Origin of the sequence: Allofournierella sp. CML151, assembly GCF_027853465.1 — a bacterium.
Lineage (GTDB): Bacteria > Bacillota > Clostridia > Oscillospirales > Ruminococcaceae > Allofournierella.
Genome location: NZ_JAPNNW010000003.1, coordinates 174,073 through 191,398, shown reverse-complemented (window position 1 = coordinate 191,398; position 17,326 = coordinate 174,073). Strand labels below are relative to the sequence as shown.

Sequence of the window (17,326 nt, the reverse complement as noted above, 5' to 3'; positions counted from 1 at the left end):
CCAGCCTTGCAATCTTCGGCCAAATGGGGTATACTGTATCTAAATTGATTCCTGCAAAAAGGGGGGCCGTTTCATGTCTGATCCTACCGCTGTATTCTCCATTTATGATGACCGCGACCGGGAGATCCGTGCCGTTGTGCAGGAGGTCTACGACGCGCTGAAGGAAAAGGGGTACAACCCCATCAACCAGCTGGTGGGTTACATCCTGTCCGAGGACCCCACCTACATCACCACCTATAAAAACGCCCGCTCGCTGATCCGCCGTGTGGACCGCGACGATCTGCTGCAGGCGCTGGTTCGCAATTACGTCAACCCCTGATCCTTCAAACCGGTTCCGTGCACCGCACGGGGCCGGTTTTTCCTTTGTGCCCGGGCTTTGCAAAGCCCGGGCTTTTTGTTATACTATAAACTGTATTATTGCGGGCGAAAATAGCCACTGGCTTTTCCCCCGCGCAAAGCGAGGTGCTTTTTATGGCGGCTGTGCGTGTGCTTCACTGCGTGGCAGGTCTGGCCCATGGCGGATACGAAAGCCTGATCATGAACCTGTACCGCTGCATCGACCGCGATGCGGTGCAGTTCGATTTTGTAAGCTCCTTTCCCGGCGTGTATGAAAGTGAGATCGAGGCGCTGGGCGGTGTGATCCACCGCATTCCCTTCATCACCCAGAAGGGCCCCTTCGTCTACACCCATGCGCTGGACCGGGTGCTCACCGAAAGCCCCCGCTATCCCATCGTACATTCCCATATGGATAAATTCAGCGGCCTTGTGATGCGCGAGGCTAAAAAGGCCGGCATCCCGGTGCGCATCGCCCACAGCCACAACACCCAGAACGAGGGCGGGCTTGCTTTCCAGGTGGTCAAGGACTACTACGGCAAAATGGTGCTGCCCAACGCCACCCATCTGTTCGCCTGCTCCAAAGCGGCGGCGGACTGGATGTTCGGCACCGAGGCGGCCCGGGCACACATTGTGCTCAACGGCATCGACCCGGAGCGCTTTGCGGTGAGCGAGGTGGCCCGCGCCAGCGTGCGGGAGGAGTTCGGTCTTTCGGACGAATGCCTGGTGTTCGGCCATGTGGGCAGGTTCACCCCCCAGAAAAATCACGACCGGATTCTGGATATCTTTTCCGTTGTTCACCAGAAGGCACCGGACAGCACCTTGCTGCTGGCGGGCACCGGCCCACTGCTGGATGAGATGCGCCAGAAGACTGCCCGGCTGGGCCTTGTGGACTGTGTGCATTTTCTGGGCAGCCGGGAGGACGTTCCCCGGCTTTTGCAGGGCATGGACGTTTTTCTGTTTCCCTCGCTGCACGAGGGACTGCCGGTGACCCTGATCGAGGCCCAGGCCTCCGGCCTGCCCGTCACCGCCGCCTCCACCATCACCAGCGAGGTGTGCGTGACACCGCTGGTGCGCCAGCTTTCGCTGGAGGATTCCAATGAGCGCTGGGCGGACACCGCCCTGGAGCAGGCGGTGCAGAACCGGCCGGTGCGCACTTCGCCCCGGGCCCAGATTGCCGCGGCTGGATACGACATCCGCCAGACCGCCGGCTGGCTGACCAACTTCTATCTGGGCCTGACCCATCCCAACGACTGAATCCCAGGAGGATGCTTTTATGAACCAAACGCCCCTTGTCTCGGTGGTGGTGCTGGTGTACAACACCGGCGAGTATCTCCCTCCCTGCCTGGAGAGCATCGCCGCCCAGACCTACCACAACCTGGAGGTGCTGATGATCGACAATGGCAGCCAGGACGGCTCCGGCCGGGTATGCGACGAATACGCCACAAAGGACAGCCGCTTTCGCACCATCCACCAGGAAAACCTGGGCATCATTGGCGGCCGGGGCACCGGCGTGACCCACAGCCGGGGCGAATACCTGGCCTTTGTGGACGGCGATGACCTTTTGCACCCGGAGATGATCCAGCTGCTGCTGGACGAATGCCTCAAGACTGATCTGCCGGTGAGCTGCTGCCGGTTCATCCCCTTCTTCGGCCCACCGCCGGAGCCCGGCCCCTGCCCGGACGACTGCCTCACCTTCGAGAGCCCGGCCCATCTGGATGCCCTGATGCACGACAAGCGGGTGGAATACAGCCTGTGCAACAAGCTGTACGCCCGCCATCTGTTCGACAATATCCCCTTCTATTCCCCGGTGGTCTACAACGAGGACCTGTATCTGAACTGGAACATTCTGCAGCACGCCCGTGGTATGGCCTTTGCGGATTTCATCGGCTACTACTACCGCCAGCACGCGGCCTCCACCACCCACCGGCCCCTGAAAGACCGGGTGCTTACCGACCAGATCTTCGTGGCCCGCACCATTCTGGACACCGCCCGCGGCGGCCCGCTGGAGGCATCGGCCGAGGCGTTCTATTACGAGAAGCTTTTGTATCTGAACAGCATGATCCTGCGTCAGGCAAACGCAAAGGATTTTACCGCCGAGCACCGCTCGCTGAAAAAAGAGATCCGGGCGGGCCTTGGCAAGGCGCTGAAAAACCCACATCTTTCCCGCGCCATGAAGCTGGCTGCCCTGCTCTCCTGCTGGGGCGGCGTATTCTACGCCGGGCTGTGCCGGCTGATGCTCACCGACCGGCGCTGACCGGCCGTGTTCTGAGGTTTTTGCATGAAACTGCTTTGCATTCTGGACAGTGTGGAATTCCCCCTCGCCCCTACCCCGGCCATCGCCCGGCGGGCGGCGGCGCTGCTGGCGCAGCAGGGGCACACGGTTCATTTTCTGGAACTGTATGACGGCGAGACCGTCCCCCCTGAGCAGCCCGACTGCTGCCGGACCCTGCTGCCCTTTGCGGACGAGCGGGTGATGAACCGGGTGCTGGAATTCGGCAATCCGGGCGGCACCCCGGTGCCGCTGCGTCTGTTGAAGCTCTGCGCCCATCCGGCGGCAGCGCTGGCCGCGGTGCGGCAGATCGCCCTGAAAAAGCCCCGGCGCATCTCAGCGGCGAAAAAGGCCATTGAGGCGCTGGACCGCCGGTATCACTTTGACGCGGCGGTGGCGGTGGCCGCTCCCTACGCGGGCAGCTTCGCTTTGGCCGCTGCCGATTTCGGCGGCAAAAAGGCCAGCTGGCAGATGGACCCCTACGCGGCCAACCACAGCTACTCCGCCCCCGGCGCATTTGAACGGGAGAAGGAGCTGCTGAACGCACTGGATGCGGTGTTCATTGCCCCGGCCATGACCCAATATTACGCCCCCGGCGCGCTGCTGGAGGGCTATGCGGCCAAGGCCCATGTGCTGGATTTTCCCAGCCTGGTGCCCCCGCCCCCCGCGCCCCGGGTGCAGAAGGAAGGCGGGCGGCTGCGCTGCGTGTTTGTGGGCAGCCTGTACCCCGCCCTGCGCACCCCCCACTACGCGCTGGAGCTGTTTAGCGCACTGAACGACCCGAATCTGGAGCTGGTGTTCGTGGGCGGCGGCTGGGAGAACTATCCCGCCAACCTGCTGGAGCCCTACCGGAAGATTCTGGGCGACCGGCTGATCGTCACCGGCCCTCTGCCTGCTGCCAGAGCAGCAGAGGAGGTGGCCAGGGCGGACGTGCTGCTGAGCCTGGGCAACGGAGTGGATAATCAAGTGCCCAGCAAAATTTTTGAATATTTCGCGGCGGGCCGGCCGGTGCTGCACCTGGCCAAGCTGAAAAACGACCCCTGCCGCCCCTACTTCGACCGCTGGCCCCTGGCCCTGACCCTGCTGGAGTCCGAGGGCACCGGGCCGGAGGTTCTTGCCCGGCTTTCGGCTTTTCTGGCCGAAAAGGGGCGCAGCCGCCTGCCCTTTGAGGAAGCGGCACGACTATTTGAATCCAACACGCCCCAGGCGGCGGCCCGCTGCCTGGAGGAAACCCTTGGAGGCTGAACCATGACGGTATTCTGGCTTTTGAATTTTCTGCCCCCGCCCATGGCCCGGGCGCTGGACCTGCCGGTGCAGGCCAGCGGCAGCTGGGTGATGGCCCTGCAGCAGGCGCTGGAGGGTCAGCCGGTGCGGCTCGTCCTGTGCGCCTACAGCCCGGCGGTGAGCGAGCCCCAGCGGCGGGAGATCGGCGGGGCGGTGTATCTGGCCCTGCCCGCCGCGGGCGGCAAGGAGGCCCTGCAGGCGGCGCTGGCCGCCGAACAGCCGGACCTTTTGCAGATCTTCGGCACCGAAAACGACCACGCGGTGTGGGCGCTGGAAAGCTTTGCACCCCAGAAAACGCTGCTTTATATCCAGGGACTGGCCGGGCCCTGCGGCGAGCATATGGCCGACGGCCTGCCGCCCCGCTTTCTGCGCCGCCAGCGGCTGAAGGAGTACCTGGCCGCCAAGACCGGCGGCGCCACCGTGCGCCAGCTGCGGGAGGGCCTTCTGGAAAAAGGCGAGGCAGAGAAAAAGGCCTTTCTGCTGGCCCACAACCTGCTGGGCCGCACCGAATGGGACAAGGCCTTTGCCGCCTCGGTGAATCCCGCCGCCCGGTATTACAAGCTGAATGAGATTCTCCGCCCGGCCTTTTACCAGGGCGGCTGGCAGCGGGATGTGCTGCGCCGCCCCCGCATCTTTGTGAGCCAGGGCAACATTCCCCTGAAGGGGCTGCACCGGGTAATCGAGGCGCTGCCCGCCATCGCCGCCCGCTACCCGGACGTACAGGTGGATGTGGCGGGCTGGCCCCCGCCCCAGAAGGGTGCGCTGCTGCAGCCGGTGATGAACTGGCTGGCGGAGTATTCCGGCTATCTGGATTCACTGGCCCGCCGTCTGGGTGTGGCCGACCGCATCCGTTACACCGGTGTGCTGAGCGCCGACGCTATGAAGACCTGCTTTTTGCAGAGCAGCGTCTTTTTGATGCCCAGCAGCGTGGAGAACAGCCCCAACTCGCTGGGCGAGGCCATGCTTCTGGGAATGCCCTGCGCCGCCGCAAACGTGGGCGGCATCCCCAGCATGCTGGAGAATGGAAAAGAAGGTCTGCTCTTCGACCCAGCCCAGCCCGGCCAGCTGGCCGAGACGGTACTGACCCTGCTGGATGATCCCATTGCCGCCGAGGCCATGGGCAAGGCCGCCCGGGCCCGGGCACTGGCAGACCATGACCCCAAGGCCATCGCCGCCGCGCAGATGTCCCTTTACCACCAGCTTTGCGAAGCAAAGGAGGTCAGACCGTGAACCAGCCCTTGGTGACGGTACTCATCACCACCTACAATCAGGAACGCTACATCGGCACGGCCATCGACAGTGTGCTGGCCCAGAAGACCGATTTTCCCTTTGAAATCTACATCTCCGAGGACTGCGGCTCGGACGGCACCCGCGCCATTCTGCAGGACTACGCCGCCCGCTTCCCGGAAATCATCCGGCTGAACCTGCGCGAAAAGAACGTGGGCATCAGCCGCAACTGGTACGAGGGCCTCTGCGCCGCCCGGGGGCAGTATGTCTGCACCCTGGAGGGCGACGACTGGTGGCGGGACGACCACAAGCTGCAAAAGCAGGTGGACTTTCTGCGCGCGCACCCGGACTATCTGGCGGTGAGCCACACCCTGCTGCTCACCGACGACGCGGGCAACACCTACGGCACCCTGCCGGACGATCAGCGCATTCTGGGCAAGGACGCCACCATGGCGCTGTTTCTTTCCGGGGTGACCTATTCCTGCACCGCCTGCCTTGTGAAAAACATCTTTGATCCGGCAGACAAGACCCTCTACGACTACGTGACCGCCAACCGGAGCATCGCGGACTTTGCGCTGTGCATGCTGTATCTGGACAAGGGCAAGGTGTTCGTGATGAACGAGGCCCTTTCCGCCTACCGTGTGGCGGGCACCGACGAAAACCACCAGAACTACAACGGCACCCAGAGCGCACTGAAAAAATACGCGGATTTTCTGGATGTGGTGAACGCCAGCCGCCGTTACTGGCAGGGCAAATACTCCTTTGCCAAATGCCTGTGCGCGGGCAGCTTTTACCCCTTCATTGACCGGATCAAGTACGGTGATCTGCGGCCCTTTGTGCAGCTGATGGGCGGCATGCCCCTTTCCGCAAAACTGCTGTTCCCCTTCTATTTTGCGGGGCGCTGCCTTTCGCTTGTGCTTCATAAACTCACGGGAGGGAGAAAAGCATGAACCAGCCTTCGATCAGCGTGATCGTGCCGGTCTACAAGGCCGAGGGCACTCTGGAAAAGTGCGCCCGGAGCATCCTTTGCCAGGCGCCCGCCGACCTGGAGCTGATTTTAGTGGACGACGGCAGCCCGGACGGCAGCGGCGCGCTGTGCGACCGGCTTGCTGCACAGGACGGCCGGGTGCGGGTGATCCATCAGAAAAATTCCGGGGCCAGCGCCGCCCGCAACGCGGGCCTGGACGCCGCCGCCGGGCGCTATCTGCAATTTGTGGACGCGGACGACTGGGTGCTGCCCGGCCTGTATGAGACCGCGCTGCCCATCCTGGAAAACGGCGCGGACGTGCTGTTCTTCGGGGTGGAGAACATTGGCTATACCCCGGAGCCGTCTCTGCCGGATGCGGCTTACAAAAGCCTCGCCGGCCTGGCGGATCAGTTCGAGCGGTATCTGGTTACCACCGGCCAGTTCGCGGCCCCTTACAATAAAATCTACAAGGCCCAGGTGATCGGGCCGGTGCGCTTTGACCCGGCTCTCAAGATCAACGAGGACCTTCTGTTCAACCTGCTGGCCCTGCGGCGCTGCGGGCCGGTGCGTTTTATTCCCACCAACTTCTACGCCTGCGACCATACCGGCGAGGGCTCGCTCTCCCGGTCGCTGCGCGCGGACCTGCTGGACGCCGAGCAGGCCACCCGGGCGGCGCTGCTCGCGTTCGCGGCCCACTACGGGCTGGATGAGGCCCGGGCCCAGGCTCTGGCCGCTGCCCGGCAGGGCAACGTGGCAGTGGCGCAGATGTCGGTTCTGATGAGCCGGAAGGGTCCCCTTTCCCTGCGGGGCTACCGGAAGGCCTTTGCCCGGATGCTGGCCCTGCCCGCTGCCCGCAAAGCACTGGCTGCCTGGCTGGCGGCGGACCAAAACCGGCTGATGGCCCTGCCCTACCGCATCTGTGTGGGGCTGCGGCTGGCCTTTCCCATGGCATTTTGGTGCTGGCTGCGGTGCAGCACCAGCCATGCCCTATGATTCTTTTTTCCCAAGGAGGCAAACATATTTATGGCGGCTGTATTGAGCTGTATCATGCCCGTGTACAACGGGGAGGAATATCTTGAAAAAAGCGTGCAGAGCGTGCTGGACCAGAGCTTTGCCTGGTTCGAGCTGATTCTGGTGAACGACGGTTCCACCGACCGCACCGCCGATCTGTGCGCTGAGTTCGCCCGCAAGGACGAGCGGGTGCGGGTGCTGACCCAGCCCAACAAGGGCGCGGCAGCGGCCCGGAACGCGGGCATCCAGGCGGCCGAAGGCCGTTACATCACCTTTGTGGACGCGGATGACATGCTGCTGCCCAAGGCCTTTGAAAAGACCGTGCAGGCCATGGAGAACCGTGAGCTGGATCTGGTGAGCTTCAACTTCTCCTTCTGCAGCGACACCGGCTTCACCGAGGCGGTCTACCCGGCCTTTGCCGCCGCCTCGCTGGAGGAGTTCTGGCCCCACTTCATCGACTACTACCGGGCCAATCAGTTCTTCTCACTGTGCAACAAGGTCTATCGCGCCCAGCTCATCAAGGGGCTGGGCCTTAAACTGGACGAGAGCCTGCGCACCGGCGAGGACATCCAGTTCAACTTCGCCTACTTTGCCAACCTGGGCAAGATGGAGCACCTGGACGGCATCTATTACGAATACTGGCGGCACGCCCAGACCCTGACCCGCGCCGCCACCCTGGACAACATGGAGACCAGCCAGCGGGTGCTGCACGGGGTGCGGCGCTTTCTGGAGCAGTGCGGCCAGAGCGAGCTGTACCCCCAGCTGGCCGCCGCTCAGCTGCCCTGGGACGCGGTGAACTTCTTCGACCTGCTCACCGACTCCTCCAAGCCCTATACGCTGGAGGAGCGCAAGGCCGGGCTGGAAAAGCTGTTCGCCAACCCCATGTGGCACACTGCCCTGATGACCCGGCTGGAGGGCCGGGAGGGTCTTTACAACGGCTGGCTGCGCAAAGCCGCCGCCAAGAAAAACGCCGGGCGCGTCCTGCTGCCCCTGCGCCTGAAGGGCAAGCGCTGACCCGATTGCCCGATTGATTGAAGAAGGAGGCACCCCATGCCCGCCATCAGCATCATCACCACTGTATACGACGCCAAGGACTATCTGCCCCTGACCGTGCAGAGCATCCTTGCCCAGAGCTTTACCGATTTTGAGCTGATCCTCGTGGAGGACGGCAGCCCCAACGGCTGCGGCGAGCTCTGCGACCAGCTGGCGAAAACCGACCCCCGCATCCGGGTGGTACACAAGAAAAACGGCGGTCCCGCATCCGCCGCCAACGCCGGACTGGATGCCGCCACCGGCGACTACATCAGCTATGTGGATTCCGACGACCTGCTGCACCCGGATTTTCTGAAAACCCTGTACAGCACCGTGAAGGAAAGCGGCTGCCCGCTGGCGTCCTGCGGCGCGGTGTGCATCGACGAGGAAGGCAATTTTCTCGAGCGGGGCGTGACCCTGCCCGAGGAATTCCTGGGCCGCCACGACGCGCTGGAGCAGTTTCTGGATGTGTTCAAGAACGGCGGCATGTACTCCATGGTCACCTGGAACAAGCTGTACGACGCGCGGCTGTTCAAAAACGTGCGCCACGACGAGACCATGTTCTACGGCGACGACGCCAACATCATGGACAAGATCTATGACGGCAACGAGATCGTGCTTTCCAACGAGCCGCTCTACTACTACCGCACCCGCACCGGCAGCATGACCGCCCTGGCCTTCTCGGCCAAGCGGCTGGACGATCTGCGCCTGTACGGCGGCTGGGTGGACTTCTTCACCGGCAAGACCGGCTACGAGGATCTGGCGGCCTGGGCGGTGGCCCGTTACTGGCAGGTGTTCTACCTGTTCTACGTACACGCCAATCTGGCGGGGCCGCTGTCCGGTGAACTGAAAGCAGGCTTTGCCCTGCACAAGAAAAAGCTGAACAAGCTGCTGCCCCGCATTCTCTCGAACCCCCACGTGGCCGGGTTTGAAAAGCTGCGGGCGGTGCTGTTCTGCGTAAGCCCCGCGCTGTGCTACAAGCTGGCCGCCGCCCGGGGCCGGATGAGCGGGGAGAAGTAAGCGGATGAAAACCATCTTTCTTCTGCCCCCTCCCGCCCTGCCGGTGCCCGCAGTGCGGGGCGGCGCGGTTGAGGGGCTGCTCACCCATCTGATCGAGGAAAACGAGCGCCAGGGCCGGGTGCGTCTGGTCTGCGTGAGCATTCCGGACCCGAAGGCCATGGAGCGCTCGAAGGAATACAAGCACACCGTCATCCATTATCTTCCCCACCGGGAAAACCGAGGCCTGTGGGGGCCGATGTGTGGGCTTCTGCGCCGCGCCGGACGTCCCGCCCCGCTGGACCCCTGGTACAATCAGGTGCTTCGCCTGATCCGCCGGGAGCAGCCGGATCTGATCGTGGCCGAGGGCGGCGATCTGAATGAGCCCCAGGCCATTGCCGCCTGTGTGGGCCGGGAGAAAATGTGGGCCCATCTGCACATGCAGATCGCGGCCAGCCCGCTCACCGACTCCATGTACGGCGGAGTGCTGGCCATCAGTCAATATGTGGCCGACCGCTGGGCCGGTACGAACGTGCGCACCGCTCTGGTGCCCAACTGCGTGGACCTGAACCGTTTTTGCCCCGGCCCTGCGCCGGAGCGGCAGGCTCTGCGCCAGAAGCTGGGCCTTGCGCCGGAGGATTTTCTGGTGCTGTTCTGCGGGCGTATCTGCCCGGAGAAAGGCCCCCACAAGCTGGTGGAGGCGCTGAAACAGATTGCCGATCCCCATGTGAAGCTGGTGATCGCTGGCAGCCCCTTCTTTGACTCCCAGCACCAGAGCCCCTTTTTCGACCAGCTGCAGCAGGATGCAAAGCCTTTGGGCGAGCGGGTGATCTTCACCGGCTTTGTGCCCAACGACCAGATGCCTGCCTACTACCGGGCTGCGGACGCCGCCTGCTTCCCCGCCTTGTGGGACGAGCCGGCGGGCATCACCGCCATCGAGGCCATGGCCTGCGGCTGCCCGGTGATTGCCACCGAGAGCGGCGGCATGGCGGAATATTTACAGGGCAGCGGCGCGGTTCTGCTGCCCCGGGATGAGGTCTGGGATTTCGGCTTTACGCCGGTTCCCGGCGTTCCCGCGCTGGCCGATGCGCTGGCCGATGCCATTCTGGCCTTGAAGCAAGACCCGCAGCGGCGGCAGTCCATGCGCCGGGCCGGTCTGGAACGGGCTGGGGCTTTCAGCCGTGCGGCCTATTACGACAACATGCTCCGGGCGCTGCTTGGCCCGGAGGACGAGGTGAATTGATATGAACAGCCCGGCCTGCACCATCAGCGTGATCGTGCCGATATACAAGGTGGAGCGCTTTCTGCCCGCCTGTGTGGAGAGTCTGCTCGCCCAGAGCTTTTCCGGCTTTGAGCTGATTCTGGTGGACGACGGCAGCCCGGACGGCTGCGCCGCCCTCTGTGACGCATACGCCGCGCAGGACGGCCGGGTGCGGGTGATCCACCGAAAAAACGGCGGGCTTTCCGCCGCCCGCAATTCCGGCATCGAGGCGGCCCGGGGCGAATTTCTCGCCTTCGTGGATGCGGACGATATTGTTGCGCCGGATTACCTGGAGCAGCTTTATCACGCGCTGCGCTCCACCGGGGCGGACATGGCCCTCTGCGCCGTGGAGGACGTGAACGAGGACGGCTCCCCTCTGGACCAGCCCGATATTACCCGCCCCACCGCCGCCGGAGTCTTCCCCGGCCGGGCGCTGCTGGCGGAATTCTTCGGCAAGAACTCCACCTGCTACACCGTAGCCTGGAACAAGCTGTACCGGCGCAGCCTCTGGCAGAGCCTGCGCTACCCGGAGGGCCTCATCCATGAGGATGACGCGGTGGCCCACCGGCTGTACGCGGCCTGTGAGCAGGTGGTCTGCCTGGATACGCCCCTTTATTTTTACCGGCTTCGCCAGGGCAGCATCTGCCGCAACGGCATCACCCCCGGCAGCTTTGACGGGGTGAGCGCTCACGCCGACTGGTGCCGCTTTTTCCGGGATGAGGGCTTTGACCGCACCATACTGGACAAAGCGCTGGCCGGCTGCTTCCGGCGGTATCTCTCCCTCTGTGCGGGCGCGCAGGATAACCTGACCTGGCCGGTGGCTGCCCGATGGCACGGGGTGCAGGCGGAGCTGCGGTGCCTGCTTCCTCTTTTGAAGCAGTGCAAGGCGCTCACTCTGCCGGAAAAGCTCAGCTGCCTGCGCTGGTGCACCCAGCCTTTGCCGCTGCCCCCGAAAAGCGAAGCAAAACGGGTGGCGCTGCTTTTGCCTCCCGGTCTGCCCGTACCCGCGGTAAAGGGTGGGGCAGTGGAGGGTCTGGCCACCCATCTGATGGCTGAAAATCAGAAGCATAAGGAACTGGAGCTGGCCCTGGTCTGCGTGCAGAACGAGCAGGCAGCCGCCGCCAGCGCCCGCTTTTCTCAAAGCCTGATCTACTTTGTTCCCCCCGCCGGGACCGTGCGTACTCTGCTGCACCGGATTCGCTTCCGGCTGGCCCGGCTTGCCCGCCGCCCGGTCTACTGGCAGGAATACCAGCACCATGCGCTGGGCTTTCTGAAGCGGCTGAATGCGGAGCTGTATTCTGTGGAGGGCGGCCAGCTGGACGCCTGGCAGGAGGCCTCCGCCCGGCTTGATCCGCAGCGGATGGCCGCACACCTGCACGGCATCGCCGAGAGCACCCCTGCGCTGGACCGCCAGTTCGGTCTGGTGCTTGCCATCAGCGATTACGTGCGGCAGCTCTGGCTGAGCACCAGCACCCACGCCGCAGAACAGGTCCGGCTGCTGCACAACTGCATCGCACCGGAATTCCTTGTCCCTGCCCGCCCGCTGGAGGCCGGGCAGCTGCGCCGGGAAACCGGTCTTTCCGAGGAAGATTTTCTCGTGCTGTTCTGCGGGCGAATCGAGCCCCAGAAAGGTGTGGGCGAGCTGATGGCCGCCATGGAGCAGCTGCCGGATTCCCGGATAAAGCTGGTGATTGTGGGCCAGAGCGAGCACGGCGAAAGCGATGCCTTTGAAGCCGAGCTGCGCCGCCGGGCGGATAAGCTGAACGGCCGTGTCCGGTTCGCCGGGCGGGTTGCCGCCGAAGTGCTGCCCCTCTACTATCAGGCGGCCCAGGTCTGTGTGGTGCCCACTCTGATCGAGGAGGCCGCCGGGCTGGTGGCTGTGGAGGCTATGGCCTCCGGCTGCCCTCTGATCGTGACCCAAAGCGGCGGCCTGCCGGAATACGTGGCAGGCAGCGGCGCCATTGTGTTGCCCCGGGGCGACGGTCTTTCCGCCCGCATCGCGCAGGCGATCACCGCATTGCAAAGCGACCCGGAACGCCGGACGGAAATGTCCGCCGCAGGCAGGGACCGTGCCAAGAGCTTTACCGCCGGGCACTATTACCGGGATTTCTACCGGATCGTAACTCGGGAGCATTCCTGACCGGGCCCGCACACGATAACTTTACCGTGAAGAAGGTTTTTTATGAACAATCCGACCATTTCCCCCCGCCTGAAAAACGGACTGCTGCTGCTTTTGCTGCTGGCCGTTCCGCTGGTGTATCTTTCCCTGAGCTTCAACGATTCGGTATGGACCGATGAGGCCTTTACCATGGTGCTTCTGCGCCAGGATTTTGCCGGGATCACCCAGGGCACCATCGCCGACGTGCACCCTCCGCTTTATTATTACATCGCAAAGCTGTTCACCATGGTGTTCGGCTGCTCGGTGCCCGTGGTGAAAGTGGTTTCCATCCTTCCGGTGGTGCTCACCTGCCTGCTGGTCACCGGCTTTTTCCGCCGCTATTTTCCCGAGCACTTTCATTCGCTTGCCTTTGCCACGGTGTTTCTCATCGGCTTCTGCCCCGCCGCCTTCACAATGAATGTGGAAATCCGCATGTACACCTGGGGACTGTTCTTTGTGACCCTGAGCGGGCTTTCTGCCTACGCCCTGTGGGCACGGCCTTCCAGCAAAATAACCCTGCTGGTGTTCATCCTCTCCGGGGTCTGCGCGGCATTCACCCATTATTACTGCGTGGTGACCGAGTGCTTCATCTACCTGTTTTTGATGATCGCTCTTCTGAAAAAGGACCTGCGCAACTGGAAGCAGTGCGTCGTGTTCTGCCTGGCCACCGTGGTGCTTTACGCCCCTTGGCTGCCGATTTTCGTGCGTCAGTTCTCCCAGGTGCGCACCGGCTGGTGGCTGGAGGAGTTCGCCCTCACCCAGATCACCGACACCGTGTCTTACCTGTTCCGAGGAGAGTTCGTCACCCTGTTTCTGCTGCTTGCAGGGGTGGTTCTGGTGGGCTTTGCCCAGCTGCTGCTCTCCCGCCCGGTGCGCCCGGGCGCCTGGTTTGCCCTCCTGTGCATGCTCACCTTTGCCGGTACCATTCTGGTGGGGTATGTGCTTTCCAAGCTGATCCGTCCGCTGTATGTGGACCGGTACATGTATCCCGCCTGTGGGCTTCTCTTCGTGGGCCTTGCCATCGCCCTGCACCAGCTGGACCAGCGCCTGCTGCTGCGCAACGCCCTGGTGGCCTTGCTGGCCGTGAATTTTTTCTTCTCCTATCCGCAGGCCATCCAGCAGGAATACAGCACCGGCACCGAGGAGTTCAAGTCCTATGCCGCGCAGGAGCTGACCGGCGGCGAGACTCTTACCACCGATTTTCAGAGCCTGACCTGGTCCATTCTGCCCTACTATCTGCCGGAGCTTTCGGTGGCCTACACGCCGGAAATCTCCCCTGATCTGAAGGGGCTGTTCCTCACGGAACGCTCGCTGGAGGAGCTGCAGGCCCTGCTGCCCCAAAGCCATATCCAGGAGGAATTCACCGGCGGCATCGACCGTCAGTACAATTTCACCATCTACCGGATCAGCTGATCCGGATCTGCCATTGATTTTCTCTGCATTGGAGGACTGACCCATGGATCTGATCAGTGTGATCGTGCCGGTGTACAACGCATTGGCCACCCTGCCCCGCTGCGTCAAGAGCATCCTGGCCCAGAGCCATACCAGCCTGGAGCTGCTTTTGGTGGACGACGGCTCCGCCGACGGCAGCGGCGGCCTGTGTGATGCCCTGGCTTTGGCCGACGGACGGGTGCGGGTGATCCACCAGAAAAACAGCGGCGTTTCCGCCGCCCGCAACGCAGGGCTTGCCGCCGCAGAGGGGCGTTGGGTGGTGTTCGTGGACGCGGACGACGCCCTGGCCCCCCACGCACTGGAAAGTGCCCTGGCTGCCCAGTCCCAAAACCCGGACCGGCTGGTGGTATGGCCCTACGCCCTGCAGCAGGACGCACTGCCTCTGGAGATATGCCGCGAGGGCGAGATTTTCGGGGTGGAAAAGACCGGCTGGATGTATCTGGACTGCTGCCTTTCCATGCCCTGGAACAAGCTGTTTGACCGCCAGCGCATCGAAGCCGCCGGGCTGCGCTTTGACCCGAGCTACTCGCTGGGCGAGGACCTTCTGTTCTGCCTGGACTACTGCAAGGCCTTTTTCGCCGCCGGGGGCGCGGGCTTTTTCAAGCTGCGCGAACCCCAGACCTTTTACGAGACCGCCGAGAATGAAAACAGCCTGACCCAGCGCTACCGGGCGGATTTCTGCGATTTGTGGATGCGGCTGTTCACCCGGCTGACCGGCGACTGCGAGCAGGTCTTTCACTGCCCCGCCGCCGACCTGACCGCCATCCGCCACAGCTGGCTGTGCACCATCTCCGACGGCGTGCAGGATATCCTTCGCCGGGGCGAAGGCAGCAAGGCCCGGCGCAAACAGCGGGCGGCGGAAGTTCTGGCCTGGCCCCAGACCGCTGCACTCTGCGCAAGCTTAAAGAAGGCTGGCCGCTTTTCGCCCCTGGCGGTGGCGATGCGCATGCACTCGCCCGGCCTTTTGGCCCGGCTGTGGAGACTGCGGGAGGAAAAGCCCGATCTTTACGGCAAGCTGGAGGCCATTGGCCAGCGCTTCGCCCGCCCGGCCCGTTTTTGATTTTTTTGCCGCGGCATGGTATAATTACATGATATTTTATCGTTTTTTCTTGCCTTATTACGCAATAGAAAGGGAAATACGCTGATGGCTAAGCCCAATGAACCGCAGTGGACCACCGTTGTGAAACCCCGCACCGGCTGGTTCGACATCGATCTGAAAGAGCTCTGGCATTACCGGGACCTGGTGACCCTGTTCACCAAGCGCAACTTTGCGGTGATCTACAAGCAGACCATTCTGGGCCCGCTGTGGATTCTGCTGAACCCGCTGATCACCACCATCCTGTTCAATGTGATCTTCGGCGGCATCGCCGGGCTGCCCACCGAGGGCGCGCCCAGCTTTTTGTTCATCATGGCCGGCAATACCCTGTGGACCATGTTCGCCGCCTGCATCAACAACACCGCCAACACCTTCGTGGCCAACGCCGGCATGTTCGGCAAGGTCTACTTCCCCCGGCTGACCATTCCCCTGTCCCAGGTGCTCACGGCGGCGATCAACTTCTTCATTCAGTTTGCCATGTTCCTGGTGTTCTGGGTCTTCTTCTTTTTCAATCAGGAGACCTTCGGCCATCTGAGCATGACCGTGTGGCTTGTCTACCTGCCGGTGTGCATCATCCAGGTGATGCTGCTGGGTCTTGCTGTGGGCATCATCGTTTCCAGCCTGACCACCAAATACCGTGACCTGGCCATCGCCGTGACCTTCGGCGTGCAGCTGTGGATGTACGCCACCCCCGTGGTGTACTCCACCACCAGCCTGTCGAACCAGCCGATCCTGAGCGCCATTGTAAACCTGAACCCCATGACCGCCCCGGTGCAGGCCTTCCGCATGGCTCTGCTGGGCTGCGGCAGCGTGGACCCCACCGGACTGGTCTACAGCCTGATTGTGACCGTGGTGCTGCTGGCCATCGGCGTGGTGCTGTTCAGCCGCATTGAAAAAACCTTTATGGATACCGTGTAACAGGAGGATTTTTGCATGTCCAATCACAGCGAGCCGGTACACAGCAAAGAGCCTGTCATTCAGGTATCCGGCGTAAAAAAGCAATACAAACTGGGCCAGATCGGCGGCGGCACCCTCACCGCTGACCTGCAGAGCTGGTGGGCCCGCATCCGCGGCAAGGAGGACCCCAACCTGCCCATCGGCACCGACACCCGCCTGTTCGGCCAGACCTTCATGGCGCTGAACGGCGTGGACCTGACCGTTTACAAGGGCGAGGCGCTGGGCATCATCGGCCGCAACGGCGCGGGCAAGTCCACCCTGCTCAAGCTGCTCAGCCGCATCACCGCACCCACTGAGGGCGAGATCAAGATCAAGGGCCGCATCGCCAGCATGCTGGAGGTGGGCACCGGCTTCAACCAGGAGATGACCGGCCGGGAAAACATCTACATGAACGGCGCCATTCTGGGCATGACCAAGGCCGAGGTGGATTCCAAGCTGGACCAGATCATCGAGTTCTCCGAATGCGGCGACTTCATCGACACCCCGGTCAAGCGTTATTCCAGCGGCATGTTCGTGAAGCTGGCCTTCGCGGTGGCTGCCCATCTGGACAGTGAAATCATGGTGATGGACGAGGTCCTGGCCGTGGGCGACATGAAGTTTCAGCAGAAGTGCCTGGGCAAGATGAGCGACGTGGCGGGCCAGGAGGGCCGCACCGTTCTGTATGTGAGCCACAACATGAGCACCATCCGCCAGCTGTGCACCCGCTGCGTGGTGCTGGACAAGGGCAAGGTGATCTTCGACGGCAACGTGGACGACGCCATCGCCGTTTATATGGACACCACCGACGTGAACGTGGTGGATTACGACCTGCGCGAGATCGGCCGCATGAACACCAGCGCCGGCAAGCGGCTGCGGGTGGAGCGGCTGACCTTCCTGGACAAGGAGAGCAGCGTGTTTGCCGCGGGCGAGCCTCTGCGCATCCGCATCGACTGGCAGGTCATGCAGCACTTCGACGCGGTGAACCTGAAGCTGAATTTCCATTACCGGGATTCCACGCCCATCGGCATCACCCATCCCATCACCCTGGGCGAGGCCCAGCCGGGCCGCCGTTACTCCACTGTGTTCACGGTGGACACCTCCATCTTCAGCGAGGGGCAGTATTTCTTCTATCTGGACGTGTTCGAGCGGGAGCTGGCCAACGCCGCCTGCCTGGACAAGCCCGCCCAGGAATTCGCCTTCGAGATCACCAACATGGACCGCACCCTGCCGGAGTGGTCCAGCGGCTGGGGTCACATCCATTTCCCGCCGGTGGTCGTTGAGTCAAACGAGGTAAACTGACG

15 protein-coding genes are annotated in these 17,326 nt (G+C 63.0%); all 15 read left to right on the top strand.

All coding sequences use genetic code 11. From position 1 onward, the window contains the following. Window positions 1–73: 73 nt before the first annotated feature. Window positions 74–319 carry an IreB family regulatory phosphoprotein gene (locus PH256_RS03800; protein ID WP_058963256.1) on the top strand — a complete coding sequence of 82 codons (246 nt, stop codon included), beginning with the start codon at window positions 74–76 and terminating at the stop codon, window positions 317–319. Between the two features lie 152 nt (window positions 320–471). Beyond that, on the top strand, window positions 472–1,590 hold the full coding sequence (locus PH256_RS03795) for a glycosyltransferase family 1 protein (protein WP_270913043.1): 1,119 nt from the start codon (window positions 472–474) through the stop codon (window positions 1,588–1,590). Window positions 1,591–1,609: 19 nt separating this feature from the next. Further along, window positions 1,610–2,590 (top strand): glycosyltransferase family 2 protein, encoded by a 981-nt coding sequence (locus tag PH256_RS03790; protein WP_087183457.1) that lies wholly within the window; start codon window positions 1,610–1,612, stop codon window positions 2,588–2,590. A gap of 24 nt (window positions 2,591–2,614) precedes the next feature. Continuing rightward, the gene (locus PH256_RS03785) at window positions 2,615–3,850 is read left to right on the top strand and encodes a glycosyltransferase (RefSeq protein ID WP_270913041.1); all 1,236 of its coding nucleotides are present in this window, start codon (window positions 2,615–2,617) and stop codon (window positions 3,848–3,850) included. 3 nt (window positions 3,851–3,853) lie between these two features. Then, entirely contained in the window at window positions 3,854–5,119 is a 1,266-nt protein-coding gene (locus PH256_RS03780) for a glycosyltransferase family 4 protein (protein WP_270913040.1), read from the top strand. Beyond that, window positions 5,116–6,066 (top strand): glycosyltransferase, encoded by a 951-nt coding sequence (locus PH256_RS03775; RefSeq protein WP_270913039.1) that lies wholly within the window; start codon window positions 5,116–5,118, stop codon window positions 6,064–6,066. Before PH256_RS03780 ends, PH256_RS03775 begins: the two co-directional genes overlap by 4 nt. Next, entirely contained in the window at window positions 6,063–7,076 is a 1,014-nt protein-coding gene (locus PH256_RS03770) for a glycosyltransferase family 2 protein (protein ID WP_270913038.1), read from the top strand. Before PH256_RS03775 ends, PH256_RS03770 begins: the two co-directional genes overlap by 4 nt. Before the next feature lie 30 nt (window positions 7,077–7,106). After that, window positions 7,107–8,108 (top strand): glycosyltransferase family 2 protein, encoded by a 1,002-nt coding sequence (locus tag PH256_RS03765; protein WP_270913036.1) that lies wholly within the window; start codon window positions 7,107–7,109, stop codon window positions 8,106–8,108. Between the two features lie 36 nt (window positions 8,109–8,144). After that, window positions 8,145–9,146, top strand: coding sequence for a glycosyltransferase family 2 protein (locus tag PH256_RS03760; RefSeq protein ID WP_270913035.1), 1,002 nt, complete (start codon window positions 8,145–8,147; stop codon window positions 9,144–9,146). 4 nt (window positions 9,147–9,150) lie between these two features. Continuing rightward, on the top strand, window positions 9,151–10,365 hold the full coding sequence (locus PH256_RS03755; protein ID WP_270913034.1) for a glycosyltransferase family 4 protein: 1,215 nt from the start codon (window positions 9,151–9,153) through the stop codon (window positions 10,363–10,365). A 1-nt stretch (window position 10,366) separates the two neighbouring features. After that, window positions 10,367–12,523: a glycosyltransferase gene (locus tag PH256_RS03750; RefSeq protein ID WP_087183465.1), complete on the top strand. Its 2,157-nt coding sequence runs from the start codon at window positions 10,367–10,369 to the stop codon at window positions 12,521–12,523. Between the two features lie 42 nt (window positions 12,524–12,565). Further along, a complete protein-coding gene (locus tag PH256_RS03745) occupies window positions 12,566–13,954 on the top strand; it encodes a glycosyltransferase family 39 protein (RefSeq protein ID WP_270913033.1) in 1,389 nt (462 codons plus the stop codon). Window positions 13,955–13,997: 43 nt separating this feature from the next. Further along, window positions 13,998–15,053 carry a glycosyltransferase family 2 protein gene (locus tag PH256_RS03740; RefSeq protein ID WP_087183467.1) on the top strand — a complete coding sequence of 352 codons (1,056 nt, stop codon included), beginning with the start codon at window positions 13,998–14,000 and terminating at the stop codon, window positions 15,051–15,053. An 84-nt stretch (window positions 15,054–15,137) separates the two neighbouring features. Continuing rightward, window positions 15,138–16,007, top strand: coding sequence for an ABC transporter permease (locus tag PH256_RS03735; protein WP_087183468.1), 870 nt, complete (start codon window positions 15,138–15,140; stop codon window positions 16,005–16,007). 15 nt (window positions 16,008–16,022) lie between these two features. Then, window positions 16,023–17,324: an ABC transporter ATP-binding protein gene (locus PH256_RS03730; protein ID WP_087183469.1), complete on the top strand. Its 1,302-nt coding sequence runs from the start codon at window positions 16,023–16,025 to the stop codon at window positions 17,322–17,324. Window positions 17,325–17,326: the final 2 nt, after the last annotated feature.

Excerpts from the sequence above, each read along its gene's own strand:
- PH256_RS03800 (WP_058963256.1), top strand. The coding sequence starts at position 74 with ATGTCTGATCCTACCGCTGTATTCTCCATTTATGATGACCGCGACCGG.
- PH256_RS03795 (WP_270913043.1), top strand. The coding sequence starts at position 472 with ATGGCGGCTGTGCGTGTGCTTCACTGCGTGGCAGGTCTGGCCCATGGC.
- PH256_RS03790 (WP_087183457.1), top strand. The coding sequence starts at position 1,610 with ATGAACCAAACGCCCCTTGTCTCGGTGGTGGTGCTGGTGTACAACACC.
- PH256_RS03785 (WP_270913041.1), top strand. The coding sequence starts at position 2,615 with ATGAAACTGCTTTGCATTCTGGACAGTGTGGAATTCCCCCTCGCCCCT.
- PH256_RS03780 (WP_270913040.1), top strand. The coding sequence starts at position 3,854 with ATGACGGTATTCTGGCTTTTGAATTTTCTGCCCCCGCCCATGGCCCGG.
- PH256_RS03770 (WP_270913038.1), top strand. The coding sequence starts at position 6,063 with ATGAACCAGCCTTCGATCAGCGTGATCGTGCCGGTCTACAAGGCCGAG.
- PH256_RS03765 (WP_270913036.1), top strand. The coding sequence starts at position 7,107 with ATGGCGGCTGTATTGAGCTGTATCATGCCCGTGTACAACGGGGAGGAA.
- PH256_RS03760 (WP_270913035.1), top strand. The coding sequence starts at position 8,145 with ATGCCCGCCATCAGCATCATCACCACTGTATACGACGCCAAGGACTAT.
- PH256_RS03755 (WP_270913034.1), top strand. The coding sequence starts at position 9,151 with ATGAAAACCATCTTTCTTCTGCCCCCTCCCGCCCTGCCGGTGCCCGCA.
- PH256_RS03750 (WP_087183465.1), top strand. The coding sequence starts at position 10,367 with ATGAACAGCCCGGCCTGCACCATCAGCGTGATCGTGCCGATATACAAG.
- PH256_RS03745 (WP_270913033.1), top strand. The coding sequence starts at position 12,566 with ATGAACAATCCGACCATTTCCCCCCGCCTGAAAAACGGACTGCTGCTG.
- PH256_RS03740 (WP_087183467.1), top strand. The coding sequence starts at position 13,998 with ATGGATCTGATCAGTGTGATCGTGCCGGTGTACAACGCATTGGCCACC.
- PH256_RS03735 (WP_087183468.1), top strand. The coding sequence starts at position 15,138 with ATGGCTAAGCCCAATGAACCGCAGTGGACCACCGTTGTGAAACCCCGC.
- PH256_RS03730 (WP_087183469.1), top strand. The coding sequence starts at position 16,023 with ATGTCCAATCACAGCGAGCCGGTACACAGCAAAGAGCCTGTCATTCAG.